This is a genomic window from Streptomyces sp. RG80, assembly GCF_040446465.1.
Classification (GTDB): domain Bacteria; phylum Actinomycetota; class Actinomycetes; order Streptomycetales; family Streptomycetaceae; genus Streptomyces.
In genome coordinates this window covers 120,756-133,788 of record NZ_JBEAAJ010000010.1, presented here as the reverse complement: position 1 = coordinate 133,788, position 13,033 = coordinate 120,756, and the positions used below count along the sequence as shown (strand labels likewise).

Annotated in this window: 10 protein-coding genes; 4 read left to right on the top strand and 6 right to left on the bottom strand. The window is 67.6% G+C overall.

The annotated features are described in order from the left end of the window. Window position 1: 1 nt before the first annotated feature. Together ABKA17_RS32925 and ABKA17_RS32920 are read left to right on the top strand one after the other, a co-directional pair. Window positions 2-1,114 (top strand): right-handed parallel beta-helix repeat-containing protein, encoded by a 1,113-nt coding sequence (locus tag ABKA17_RS32925; RefSeq protein WP_353695973.1) that lies wholly within the window; start codon window positions 2-4, stop codon window positions 1,112-1,114. A gap of 86 nt (window positions 1,115-1,200) precedes the next feature. Further along, window positions 1,201-2,007, top strand: a complete 807-nt coding sequence (locus ABKA17_RS32920) for an HAD family acid phosphatase (protein ID WP_353695972.1) — start codon at window positions 1,201-1,203, stop codon at window positions 2,005-2,007. Window positions 2,008-2,013: 6 nt separating this feature from the next. Here ABKA17_RS32920 and ABKA17_RS32915 read toward each other — a convergent pair whose 3' ends face one another. Beyond that, entirely contained in the window at window positions 2,014-4,221 is a 2,208-nt protein-coding gene (locus tag ABKA17_RS32915) for a glycoside hydrolase family 43 protein (RefSeq protein ID WP_353695971.1), read from the bottom strand. 224 nt (window positions 4,222-4,445) lie between these two features. Between ABKA17_RS32915 and ABKA17_RS32910 the strand changes: the two genes are divergently transcribed. Beyond that, the gene (locus tag ABKA17_RS32910; RefSeq protein ID WP_353695970.1) at window positions 4,446-5,600 is read left to right on the top strand and encodes a right-handed parallel beta-helix repeat-containing protein; all 1,155 of its coding nucleotides are present in this window, start codon (window positions 4,446-4,448) and stop codon (window positions 5,598-5,600) included. A 103-nt stretch (window positions 5,601-5,703) separates the two neighbouring features. Here the strand turns inward: ABKA17_RS32910 and ABKA17_RS32905 are convergent, their stop codons facing one another. The 4 genes from ABKA17_RS32905 to ABKA17_RS32890 form a co-directional block, all read right to left on the bottom strand. Continuing rightward, window positions 5,704-7,386, bottom strand: a complete 1,683-nt coding sequence (locus tag ABKA17_RS32905; protein ID WP_353695969.1) for a rhamnogalacturonan lyase B N-terminal domain-containing protein — start codon at window positions 7,384-7,386, stop codon at window positions 5,704-5,706. Between the two features lie 31 nt (window positions 7,387-7,417). After that, window positions 7,418-8,248 (bottom strand): pectate lyase, encoded by an 831-nt coding sequence (locus ABKA17_RS32900; RefSeq protein WP_353695968.1) that lies wholly within the window; start codon window positions 8,246-8,248, stop codon window positions 7,418-7,420. An 84-nt stretch (window positions 8,249-8,332) separates the two neighbouring features. Further along, entirely contained in the window at window positions 8,333-9,193 is an 861-nt protein-coding gene (locus ABKA17_RS32895; RefSeq protein WP_353695967.1) for a hypothetical protein, read from the bottom strand. After that, entirely contained in the window at window positions 9,190-9,756 is a 567-nt protein-coding gene (locus ABKA17_RS32890; protein WP_353695966.1) for a SigE family RNA polymerase sigma factor, read from the bottom strand. The genes ABKA17_RS32895 and ABKA17_RS32890 overlap by 4 nt, the downstream gene beginning before the upstream one ends. Before the next feature lie 235 nt (window positions 9,757-9,991). Between ABKA17_RS32890 and ABKA17_RS32885 the strand changes: the two genes are divergently transcribed. Then, window positions 9,992-11,449, top strand: a complete 1,458-nt coding sequence (locus ABKA17_RS32885) for an NCS2 family permease (RefSeq protein WP_353695965.1) — start codon at window positions 9,992-9,994, stop codon at window positions 11,447-11,449. Between the two features lie 72 nt (window positions 11,450-11,521). Here the strand turns inward: ABKA17_RS32885 and ABKA17_RS32880 are convergent, their stop codons facing one another. Next, window positions 11,522-12,970 carry a peptidoglycan D,D-transpeptidase FtsI family protein gene (locus ABKA17_RS32880; protein ID WP_353695964.1) on the bottom strand — a complete coding sequence of 483 codons (1,449 nt, stop codon included), beginning with the start codon at window positions 12,968-12,970 and terminating at the stop codon, window positions 11,522-11,524. Window positions 12,971-13,033 lie beyond the last annotated feature (63 nt).

The following is a 13,033-nucleotide window of genomic DNA, read 5'->3' as shown; positions in this document are numbered from 1 at the left end:
CATGTCTCGTCGTACCGCTCTGATCACGGCGACCGCCCTGGCCCTCGGCACGGGCATCGCCGTCCTCCCCACCCAGGCGCAGGCCGCGACCGTCGTCGTCAGCAACTCGACCGACCTGTCCAACGCCATCAAGAACGCCACCGCCGGAACCGTCATCCAGGTCCGCGGCGGCACCTACTACCCGACGGCCACCCTCCAGTCCACGGCCAACGGCACCTCGTCCGCGCCCGTCCAGCTCACCGCGTACGGCTCGGAGACCGTCAAGATCGACGGCTCGAACCTCCCCGACGGCGACTGGATCTTCAAGCTGACCGCGGACTACTGGAACGTCTCCAACATCACCTTCCAGAACTCCCCGGACAGCGCGGTCGTCTGCCAGTCCTGCACCGGCACGGTCTGGAACAACATCAAGACCATCAACGGCGGCGACTCCGGCTTCACGCTCACCGGCGACGGCACCGTCAACAACACGGTCAGGAACATCGACTCCTACGGCCACTACGACCCGGCCAACCACGGCGAGAACGCCGACGGCATCGCCGTGAAGTTCGGCTCCGGCACCGGCAACCTGATCACCGGCGCCCGCCTCTACAACAACTCGGACGACGGTCTGGACTTCTGGTCCTTCTCCTCCCCGGTCACCGTCGAGCACACCTGGGCCATGGGCAACGGCGTCAACCGCTGGTCCGACTCGGCCTTCGCGGGCGACGGCAACGGCTACAAGCTGGGCGGCGACGGCGAGGTCGTCGCGCATGTCATCAACAACTCGGCGGCCTGGGGCAACGCCGGCAACGGATTCACCGAGAACTCCAACAAGGGCGCCATCGTCATCAACCGCACCACCTCCTACGCCAACAGCAAGTGGGGCTACTACCTCGCCACCGGCGCGGCCAAGCTCGGCAAGAACCTCGCTGTCGGCAACGGCGGCGGCTCGGTGAACAAGGGCTCCTCGGTCACCTCGTCCGGCAACAACTGGGACTCCGGCATCTCGACACCGTCGTTCGTCTCCACGGACGCCTCGTCGACGTACAACGCCCGCAGCTCCAGCGGCACCCTGCCCACGACGAACTTCCTCAAGACGGGCTCGACGACCATCGGCGCCACGATGGACTGAGCGGGGACCGACTCCCGGGGCGCTTGACCCGTTTTTTGCCCGGTGGGTCTCGCGCTCACCCGGGTGACGCGCGTAGAACGTCTGTCATGCATAAGCCACTGCGCATCGCGGCCATCGCCGCCGCCTGTGCCGTCGCCGGCGCCGGCCTCTACGGCGCCGGCGCGGCCACGGCCGGCCAGTCCACCGCGAACAGCACCCACGAGCCGTACAACATCGGCGTCCTGGTCAAGGACATCGACACCTACTACGGCACCACGCTGGACGCCAACGGCGTCTACCAGGCGTCGGCGAGCAGCCAGTACGCCAAGGACCTCGCGGCCATCGACCGCGCGGCGAGGAAGCAGATCGACAAGGCCGCCAAGAAGGGCCAGAAGAAGGGCCAGAAGGGCCACAAGCCCGCGGTCGTCTTCGACATCGACGACACGCTGCTGCTCAGCCTCGACTACGAGAAGAAGACCAACTACACGTACAACGCCACCACTTGGGCCGACTACGTGAACAAGGCCGACCGCCCGGGCGTCTTCGGAAGCGCCGAACTCGTCCGGTACGCCGAGGCCCGGGGCGTCGAGGTCTTCTACAACTCCGGTCTCTCCGAGGCGCAGCGCACCGCCGCCGTCGAGAACCTGAAGAAGATCGGCGCCGATGTGAACCTCGACGCCGACCACATGTTCCTCAAGGACAAGGCCGCCCCGCCGTCCTACCTGAGCGCGTGCGCCACTCCGGGCACCTGGACCTGCACCACCGTGCAGTACAAGTCCGGCACCCGGAAGCACATCGAGCAGGACCTCGGGTACGACATCGTCGCCAACTTCGGCGACCAGTACTCGGACCTCGAGGGCGGGTACGCGGACAAGACGTACAAGCTCCCGAACCCGACGTACTACGTCAGCTGAGCCCGCTCAGCGGCGTACGGGCTTGATGCCCTCCAGGGTCGGCACCACCGGCAGGATCGATCCGTCGGCCGCGAACTCCATTCGGTCGACGGTCGTCTCCCGGTGCATGCCGTCGCCGCCCGCCCTGCCGGGCCCGTTCAGGGCGAACCGGTGGTAGACGATGTACCAGTCGTCGGTGCCGGGCGTGTTCACCACGGAGTGGTGACCGGTGGCGAGGATGCCGTACTCAGGACGCTTGGACAGGATCGTCCCCTTCTTGGTCCACGGACCGAGCGGGGACGGTCCCGTCGCGTAGGCGACGTGGTAGTTCTCGCTGCGGGTGTCGTCCTCGGACCACATGAAGTAGTACGTGCCCTTCCGCTTGATCACGAAGGACCCCTCGCGGAAGTTGTCCGGGGTGATGTCCCGCACCTTCGAGGCGTCGAACGACACCATGTCGTTGTTCAACGGCACGACGTACCCATGGCCGTTGCCCCAGTAGAGATACGACGTCCCGTCGTCGTCCGTGAAGACGGCCGGGTCGATCATCTGGCCCTGGAACGCTCCGCCCTTGGCCACCAGCGGCTTGCCCAGCGCGTCCTTGAACGGGCCGGCCGGGGAGTCGGCGACCGCGACACCGATCTGCTGCTCGGCGCAGAAGTAGAAGTAGTACTTCCCGTCCCGCTCGGCGATCGCCGGCGCCCACGCGTACTTGTCCGCCCAGCCGACGTCCGCTCCGAGGTCCAGGATCACCCCGTGGTCCTTCCAGTGGACCAGGTCCTTCGACGAGTACGCCTTGAACTTGGTGCCGCCCCAGCCCTGGAAGCCGTCCGTGGTCGGGTAGATCCAGTACTCGCCGTCCAGATAGTGCACATCCGGGTCGGCGTTGAGGCCGGGCAGCACGGGACTGCCGGTGCGCACCGCCTCGACGGTCCAGGCGCGCTTCGTGCCGTCGGCGCCCGTCACGGTGTACGTCTGCGGCTTGCGGAAGTCCCGGCGGGTGCCGGACCTCGGGGTGACGGAGGCGCCTTCACCGAGCGCCAGTCGTGGGGCCAGGCGCGAGAGGTCCGTGCCGGGCCGCATCGGCAGCACGACCTTCGAGGCGGCCTCCGTGACGACGGCGTACCCCTTCTGGTCCTTCGCCGTCGCGTCCACGACCGAGGTGGGGGTCGACGGGTAGGCCGCCAGCAGCCGGTCGTACTCCTTCTGTGTCACCGGAAGTACCGTGCCGTGCCGGGGACTTGCCGGGAGCTGGTAGTTCGTGGACGGGGTCCACTTGCCCGAGTCGAGGTCGGTGGTCTCGAAGGGGACATAGCCCCGGCCGCCGTACTCGTCGATGAACAGGTACCACTTCTCTTCGGTGTTCGACTTGAACACCGTCGGGCCCTCGCCGCGGTCCATCGCGCCGCTGCCCACGCAGTCGGCCACGAAGTCGTACTTGGTCGAGGTCAGGGACGTCGACTTCTCCGCGGTGATGAACTTCGAGCAGGGGCTGGAGGAGCCGGGGTCCCGCTCGTCCTTGGTGTAGCGGTAGTAAGTGCCCTTGTGCTGCACGACAGTCGAGTCGATGACCGAGTAGCCCGGGTCGTCCCAGACCTTCGGCTCACTGAAGGTGCGGAAGTCCTTGGTCGTCGCGTACAGCATCTTGTTGTACGTCGATCCCGTGTGGTCGGGGTCGTCGTCGGCGTACAGCTTCGACGCCCAGAAGACGACGAACTCGCCGAGGGAGTCGTCCCAGTAGGCCTCCGGCGCCCAGGTGTTGCCGGCCGCGTCGGGGGAGACCTTCACCAGCCGCTGGTCGGTCCAGTGGACCAGGTCGGTGGACTCCCAGACCATGATCGACTTGCTGCCGTGCCGCTGGACCTGGTCCCAACTGCCGCTGCTGTTCTTGTACATGCGCAGATCGGTGGCGATCATGTAGAACTTGTCGCCTTCGGGGGAGCGGATCACGAACGGATCGCGCAGCCCCTTCTCGCCGATGGTGGAGCTCAGGACCGGCTTGCCCTGGTTCAGCTCACGCCAGTGCAGCGGGTCGTTGCCGCGGCTGAGGGCGTAGCGGATCTGCTCGCCGTCGGCGGTGCCCTCGCCGGTGAAGTAGGCGAAGAGATAACCGGCGTACTTGGGCTTGTTCACGGGTGGTGCTCCGGAGTTCGCGGTACTGGGCGGGGCGGACAGCAGGCCGAGGAGAAGGGCGATGAGGGGGAGCAGGAGCGTGCGAGCGGTGCGGGGGCGCATGACACATCCTGTGTGAGTGTGGGGGTTTGTGTTCGATCGGAGTGTCATCGGTGGGGCGGGACGCGTCAATCGGTGGGCGGGGGATGGGTGGTACCGAAACTTTCGACGGATCTTCATGGGTTCCGGCAACCTTTTCCGTCCGCGGCGGCGACCTGCTTGCAGAAACGGGCCGGGGCGGCCCCTCCGGCCCGTTTCCTCCTCATCGCCTAGGAAAGGAACGCCCCGTGCGTCAGAGCACCGGACGCCACCGCAGGACCCGCACGCTCTCCATCGCCGCCGCGGTGGCCGTCGCCGCGGGGGCGGGCGGCGTCTACCTCGGACTGTCCAACGGTGGCGCCCAGGCCGCGTCCTCGACGGTGACCGTGACCAGCACCGCGCAGCTGGAGTCGGCCGTGAAGAACGCGGCGGCGGGCACCACCATCCAGCTCCGTGCCGGCACGTACTACCCGACAGCCACCCTCAAGTCGACGGCGAACGGCACGAGTTCGGCGCACATCACGCTCCAGGCGTACGGCGCGGAGAAGGTCAGGATCGACGGCTCCAAGCTGCCCGACGGGTCCTGGCTGGCCGGGATCTACGGCGACCACTGGACCGTGCAGAACCTCACCTTCCAGAACTCCCCGGCCCAGGGCCTCGTCGTGACCTCGTCGGTGGGCGGCGTCTTCAAGAACCTCGTCACCGCGAACAACGGCGACTCCGGGTTCACGCTGCGCGGCGACGGCACGACGAACAACCTCGTGCAGAACCTGGACAGCTACGGCAACTACGACCCGGCCGGACACGGGCAGAACGCCGACGGGATCGCGGTGAAGTTCGGCTCCGGCACCGGCAACAAGATCACCGGCGCCCGCCTCTACAACAACTCGGACGACGGCCTGGACCTCTGGCAGTTCTCCTCGCCGGTCACCATCGAGCACTCCTGGGCCTTCGGCAACGGCAAGAACCGCTGGAACGACTCCGCCTTCGAGGGCAACGGCAACGGCTACAAGCTGGGCGGCGGGGGCGTCACGGTCGCGCACGTCGTCAACAACAACGCGGCCTGGGACAACACCCTCAACGGCTTCACCGAGAACTCCAACCCGGGCGCGATCGTCCTGAACCGCAACACGGCCTACTCCAACGCCGAGGCGGGCTTCTACTTCGCCACCGGCAAGGCCCGGCTGGCGCGGAACCTGTCGGTGAGCAACAAGGGCGGGCTGTCCAAGCTGGGCTCGTCCACGGTGTCCGCGGCGAACAACTGGGACAGCGGGGTCTCGACGCCCTCCTTCAAGTCCAAGGACGCGACGACGGCGTACGGCGCGCGGAAGTCCGACGGTGCACTTCCGGCCACGACCTTCCTCACCACCGGTTCGACCGCCATCGGTTCGACGATGAACTGACTCAACGCGCGAACAAGAACCGCCCCGCCTGTCGTCACAGGCGGGGCGTTCTCGTCGCCGGCCCGAGGGGGGCTCCAGCCGGCGGCTGCTGACCGAGGGGGGCTCAGGTCAGCAGGTCTATGCAGTCGAACGACGCGCCCGGGCTCAGATAGCCCGTACCGCTCGAACCACTGACGATGTCGATCTTCAGCACGTTGTACTGCGAGGTGTCCGTGCGCCACGCACTACTAGGGACGTTGAAGGTGAACGAATGGTTGTTCCCCCGGTACGAACCCGTGGTGAGAGAGCGGGTGTTGGGCTGGGTGGGGGCCGTGGGGACGGCCGAAACCCAGTCGTTCACGGTGACCCTCGGACGGCCGTTGAGGAAGGCGTCCGTGACCCCGACCCTCAGAGTGTGCGCCGCGGCCGCTTGCGCCTTGGTCAACTTGAAGTAGACCAGGATCCCGTCGTTGACGTCCTTCCACAGGTACGCCGGGAAGGACGCCGCCTCGCTCCCGCCGCCGATCGTCACGTTCCCGGTCCACTTCGCCGCGCGGGCGTCGGAGGGATGGGCGTACGTCATCAGCTTGGCGTTCTTGAACTCGCCGGGGGTGCCGTCCCAGTCGCCGAGCCGCCAGACGGCCTTGGCGGTGGCCGGGTCGCCGGTGATGGTGAGGCTGTTGAGGGACGTCGTACCGCCCGCCGTGACCTTCACCGAGGCGGTGTGCACGGCGAGTTCGCCCTTGTAGACGGTCAGCTTGTACGTCCCCGGCAGCATCCCCTTGCAGGAGAAGCCCCCGGTGCCCGCCGCGGCCTTCGCCCAGTACTGGGCGTCCGCGTTGGCGAAGCCCACGGTGTACGCGTACTTGGCGTCCATCCCCTTCAGACCGACGCCGGCCACCTTGCCGCGGCCGGCCGCGCCGACCCAGCCGGTGATGCCGAGGCCGTCCACCCAGGAGGTGTCGAGCCTGGCGTGGGAGAGGGACGAGGAGGGCGCGCCGCCGTCCGTGAAGGAGAGCACGTAGGGGCCCTGGAGGCCGAAGCGCTCCGGCTCGGTCTGGGCCTGGTTGTAGTGCAGGATCTCGTAGAGCCCGGCGCCCTTGTCGTTGGAGTGGCGCAGCAGCGAGCGGTAGAAGGGGCCGCCCGAGGCCTTCTCGTGGTTGGAGCGCACCAGCCACAGACCGACCGAGCCGGTGGTGAAGCCGATGTGGTCGTAGTCGATGACGCGCTTGCCCGAGTAGTGCTTGGAGTGGGTCGTGCCGTCGCCGCGCCGCCAGACGTCACCGGCCTCGATGATCTTGTCCGAGGCCTCGATCCAGGAGTCCGGGCCCTCGTTGGGGAACATCCCGGGCTTGAGGCGGACGAGATAACGGGTCGCGGTGAAGGAGGCGTCCTTCTTGTTCGTCCACAGGTAGACGTTGTTCTGGCCGTTGCGGGCCGCGTACCACTGGGTGATCGCGCCGTGCGCGACCTTCACCAGGATCGTCGCCCCGGACTGCTTGATCGTCACCGTGGAGGCACCCAGGCCGGACTCGACGTGCGAGTGCCTGCCGCCGTAGCCCTCGTACTCCTTGCCCCGGTGGACGAGGGACGTGATGTCGCCCGTCGACTTGGAGACCTTGAAGACGAGCGAGGACCCGGTGTCGATGACGTAGTTCGTGCCGTCGTCCCGGTAGCCGAAGGTGGCGGCGGACGCGGACGACAGCAGACCGGTGCCGCCCGCCACGGCGGCGCCGGTGGCGGCGACGCCGATCGCGGAGGCCCCGAGCACCCGCCTGCGGGTGAGGTGTCTCTTGTGCGTGCTCAAGGGCGGAACTCCGTCATGATTGAAGGTTCACTCACTCGTACGTGATGTCAGAGGAGGTGAACCGGCAGAAGGTTCCGTCCGCCCCGGTACCGATCTGGGTCGGTTCGGCACCGGTGTTGTTGCCCTTGAAGCGGACACAGGTCTTGATCTTCTTGCCGCTGTCGCCGTGGACGCGGACGTTGCGCAGCGCGGCGGTGTCGCCGTAGTTCTGGTTGATGCCCACGATCGAGTTCATCGGCGCGGTGACGTCCACGTCGTTGATGATGATCGTGCGCTTGTACTGCGTGGAGCAGTTGCCGCAACTGCGCACCAGCTTGCCCGAGTTGGCCACCTGGAACTTGGTGACCACCAGCTTGCCGGCGCCGTTGAACTGAAGGACCTTGTCCGAGCCGTTCTTCGCGCCGCCGCCGTAGACCGTGTAGACGGACGAGGAGGACTTGCCCTTGAAGGTGGCCGCGTCCTCGCCGACATCCGTCCACCACACGTTCTGGAGCGTGCAGCTGCCCAGGCAGTGGACGCCGTCCGCGGCCGGTGTGCCGATGATCACGTTCTTCAGGACGGCACCGTCCGCCAGCTGGAAGATCGGGTCCTGGCCCTCCTCCTGGCCGCTGCCGCCGAGCGCGCCACTGCCGTAGAACTGCTTGTAGCCGCCGTTGTAGGTGCCCGTGACCTTGATCGTGCTGCTCACGGCCTGCTTGCCGGTGGCGGTCGGCCAGGAGGACGCGGCGCTCGCGGAGGACAGCATCGTCGTCGTGACGATCGCCGCGCCCGTGATGCCGAGGGCCGAGGCTCCGGCGATCACCGCCCGACGCCTGGTGACCGGACGGCGGTGGCGGACGCGCTGTTCAGCTCGTGCAGTCATGCCCGTTCCTTGCGTGGGAGAGGATCCTTGCGTCTCCTGGTCGCCACGGGGTGGGGAAAGGGTTGCCGCCCCTCCGGATTTTCTTTACGAATCTCCCTCGGACGACCCGTCGTCGCCGTCGTGAGCCGCGAAGTCGCCCTTCACCGCGAGCTGTTCGCCGCCCGCCGTACCGGTCGCGGTGTAGCTGTCGTCCGCCGCGTCACGGCCGCCGCGCTCATGGTCGTACTGCCCCGCGAACACCCACTCGCCCTTGGCGACCTTGCGGCCCTCCTTCAGCGTCCAGGTGTAGACGAGGAAGCCGTCCTTCTCCTCGGTCGTCAGCGTGAAGTCGGCCTCCGGCAGCGAGCGCCAGGCGCCGGCCGAGTTGACCCCGCCGGTCTGCGCGATCCTCAACTGCACGGTGAGCGCGGTCAGTTCCTCGGAGGTCTTGAGGGTGATGTTGCTCTGCGCCCAGAAGTCGTTGCTGTGCGGGTCGACCGAGCCGTCCGACCAGAGCGGGCCGTCCTCCTCGCCGTCGGCGGTGACCGGGGGCTTGGCGGTGGGGGTCGCGGAGGGCCGCTGCGGCGAGGGCGTGCCGCTGGGCTTCCTCGTCTCCCGGTCCTCGCCCGGGGAGGGGTCGGCGGGCTTGATCGGGGCCCGGCTCGTCGCGTCCGGCGAGGGCTCGGGCGTCGCCGTGGTCGCCACGGTCTGCTGCGGGGTGTCGTCCTTGACGGCCGAGGCCACCGCGTAGCCGCCGATGCCGAGCACACACGCGACCGCCGCCGTGGCACTGACCACCCGCACCCAGCCGAACACCGGCGGGCGGGTGGCCCGGTGGTCCGGGCGGGTCTCCTCGGCCATGCCGCGCTCGATCCGTGCCAGGATGCGCGCGCGGTCGGGTTCGTGCTGTCCGGCCGCCTCGTGCAGCCGGGCGCGCAGCTCGTCGTGCACGTCCTGCTGCCTCATCGGGTCCGTCCTCCGCTCTCGCCGCCGCGCGCCATGGCCGCCGCCATCTTCCGGGGTACGCCCTGGGAGCCGAGCAGCCGTTGCAGTTCGGCCATCCCCTTGGACGTCTGGGACTTAACCGTACCCACGGAAACACCCAGGGCGAGAGCGGTGTCCTTTTCCGACAGGTCGAACGCGTGCCGCAGCACCACGCACGCCCGCTTGCGGAACGGCAGCCTGCGCAGCGCGTCCTGGACGTCGACGACACCCGCTATGTCCGGGTTCTCCGTCTTCTCCTCGCGCTGCGACCAGAACAGGGCGATCCGGCGGCGCTCACGGACCGCGCTGCGGATACGGGTGCGGGCCAGATTGGCGACAACACCACGGGCGTACGCTGCCGGGTGGTCGGCCGCGCGCACTCGGTCCCAGCGGTTCCAGAGCGCGAGCAGCGCGTCCGCCGCGAGATCGTCGGCGGCGTCCGACTCGCCGGTCAACAGATGGGCGAGACGGGACAGTTCGGCGTAGTGACGCTCGAAGAAGGCATGGAACTCCACGGAGGCTGCGTCGTCGACGACCGTGCCCACGGGCGAAACCTCCCTGTGACTGTCATGTGAATGACATGTGATCATCCGGAGGTGGCCCGGATGAGATCCGGAAGCGTAGCAGTGATCATCGGCGTGGTTCGTACGGGGCTTCGAACGCAGTCTGGTCCATCGACCCCGATTCCGTAACACGGAGAAAACCTGAAACGCGTTCAACGCGGGAACAATCCAGCCAGCATCCGCACACCGATCAACCAGGCAACAAGGAGCAACAGCCATGTCCGACACGCAGAAGGTGGCCGACCGGCCGAGCGTCCCGCCACCGGCGGCGAACAGCGTCGACCGGTACTTCAAGATCTCCGAACGGGGCTCCACCTTCGCCCGGGAGATACGCGGCGGCTTCGCCACGTTCTTCACGATGGCTTACATCCTTGTCCTGAATCCCATCATCCTGGGCAGCGCCAAGGACAAGTTCGGCGACACCCTCGACCCCGTCCAACTCACCACCGCCACCGCCCTGGTGGCCGCGGTGATGACGATCATCATGGGCGTCGGCGGCAACCTGCCCCTCGCGCTCGCCGCCGGCCTCGGATTGAATGCAGTCGTCGCCTTCCAGATCGCCCCGCTGATGAGCTGGGACGACGCGATGGGCCTGGTCGTCCTCGAAGGACTGCTGATCTGCGTGCTGGTGGTGACCGGGCTGCGCGAGGCGGTCATGCACGCCATCCCGCAACCGCTCAAGCAGGCGATCAGCGTCGGCATCGGCCTGTTCATCGCCTTCATCGGCTTCGTCGACGCCGGCTTCGTGAGCCGGATCCCGGACGCCGCGAACACCACCGTCCCGGTCCAGCTCGGCGGCACCGGCACGCTCTCCGGCTGGCCGATCCTCGTCTTCTGTCTCGGTGTGCTGCTGACGATCGGACTGCTCGCCCGCAAGGTCAAGGGCGCCATCCTGATCAGCATCGTGACCATGACGGTGATCGCGATGATCATCAACTCGGCGGCCGACATCAAGAGTTGGGGTCTGACCACGCCCGCGTGGCCCGACAAGCTCGTCGACACCCCGGACTTCGGGCTGCTCGGTCAGTTCAGCCTGTTCGGGGCGTTCAGCGCGGCCGACGTCGGTGTCATCACCGTCGTCCTGCTGATCTTCACGCTGATCCTGTCCGACTTCTTCGACACCATGGGCACGGTCGTCGGCATCAGCGCCGAGGCCGGCCTGCTCGACGAGGAGGGCAAGGTCCCGAACCTCGGCCGGGTGCTGCTCATCGACGGTGCCGCGGCGGTCGCGGGCGGCGCGGCGTCGGCGTCCTCGGCCACGTCCTACATCGAGTCGGCGGCGGGTGTGGGCGAGGGCTCACGCACGGGCTTCTCGAACCTGATCACCGGCGGACTGTTCGGCCTGGCGCTGTTCCTGGGCCCCCTGCTGACGATCGTGCCGTTGCAGGCCGCGGCCCCCGCCCTGGTCGCCGTCGGCTTCCTGATGATGACCCAGGTCAAGCACATCGACTGGGACAAGTACGAGATCGCGATCCCGGCGTTCCTCACCATCGCCGTGATGCCGTTCACGTACTCGATCACCAACGGCATCGGCGCGGGCTTCCTCGCCTACGTCGTGATCAAGGCGGTTCTCGGCAAGGCGAAGGAGATCCACTGGCTGCTGTGGGGGACCTCGGCGCTGTTCCTGATCTACTTCGCGATCGACCCGATCGAGCAGATCCTCGGCGCGAAGTGACGGACGCTGCGCGACCAGCCGCGGGTTCGTCGTGGCTGGTCGCGCAGTTCCCCGCGCCCCTTTGGGGCGCGTCTACTTCAGTGCCGCTTCCATCATCGCCTTCGCCACCGGCGCCGCCAGACCGTTGCCGCTCACCTCGGAGCGCTCCGCGTCCGACTGCTCGACCAGGACCGCGACGGCGACCTCCTTGCCGTCGGCCTTGCCGTACGAGGTGAACCAGGCGTACGGCGACTCGCTGTTGTTCTCGCCGCGCTGGGCCGTACCCGTCTTGCCGCCGACGGTCGCCCCGTCGATCTTGGCGTTGGTGCCGGTGCCTTCGTTGACGACCGTCTGCATCGCCGACTGGAGCTGCTCGGCGGTCTCGGAGCTGACGACCCGCGTAGTCGACGCCTCGTCGTCGTAGTCCTCCAGGACATCGCCGCCACTGTTGGTGATCTGCGACACCATGTGCGGCGAGACCATCTCGCCGCCGTTGGCAATGGCCGCCGACACCATGGCCATCTGGAGCGGGGTCGCGGTGACATCGAACTGGCCGATGCCGGTCAGGGCCGTCGAGGAGTCGTTCATGTCCGAGGGGTAGACGCTGGTGTACGCCCGCACGGGCACGTCCTGCGACTCGTCGTTGAAGCCGAACTTCTCCGCCATCGCCTTGAGCTTGTCCTGGCCGAGGTTGTACGCCATCTTCGCGAACACGTTGTTGCAGGAGTACTGGAGCGCGGTGCGGATCGAGGCGTTCTCGCAGGGCGCGGACTTGTTCTCGTTCTCCAGATCGGTGACCGTGCCCGGCAGTCGGTACGGGTCGGGGCTCTCGGTCTTCTCGTCCACCGACGAGTACAGCCCGTCCTCCAGTGCGGCCGCCGCCACGACCAGCTTGAACGTCGAACCGGGCGCCACGGGCTGCCGCAGCGCGCGGTTGGTCAGCGGCTTGTCGGAGTCCTTGGTGAGCTTCTTCCAGGCGATACCGGCCGTGTTGGCGTCGGTCAGCGAGGACGGGTCGTACGACGGTGTCGAGACGACCGCCAGGATCTTGCCGGTCTTCGGGTCGATCGCCACGGCCGCGCCCTGCTTGTCACCGAGCGCCTCGAAGGCGGCCTTCTGGACGGCGGGGTCGATCGTCGTGACCACGTTGCCCGGCTCGGCCCGCTGGTTGGTGACCGTGTCCATGACGGACTTCAGCCGGCTGTCCGTGCCGTTGAGCAGGTCGGTGTAGATGCCCTCCAGCTGCGTCGGCGCGTACGCCTGCGAGGCGTAGCCCGTCACCGCGGCGTAGAGCTCGCCGTCCTTGTAGGTGCGCTTGTACTTGAGGTCGCTCCCCGTCGTCTGCGCGGAACCGGTGATCGACTCACCGGCCACGATGATGTTCCCCAGCGGCGACGAGTACGTCTCGATCGCGTTCCGCCGGTTGTCGCTGTCGTCCGCGAGCGCCTGGCCCTCGTAGAACTGCACCCAGGTCGCCCGCAGCAGCAGAGCGAACACCAGGAGCAGCGTGAAGACCGATGCGCGCCTGATCGTCTTGTTCATCCCGCTCAGGTAGACGAGCGGGAAGCCATGAATCGTTCCCCGGGATCCGCTTTCTCATGGCAC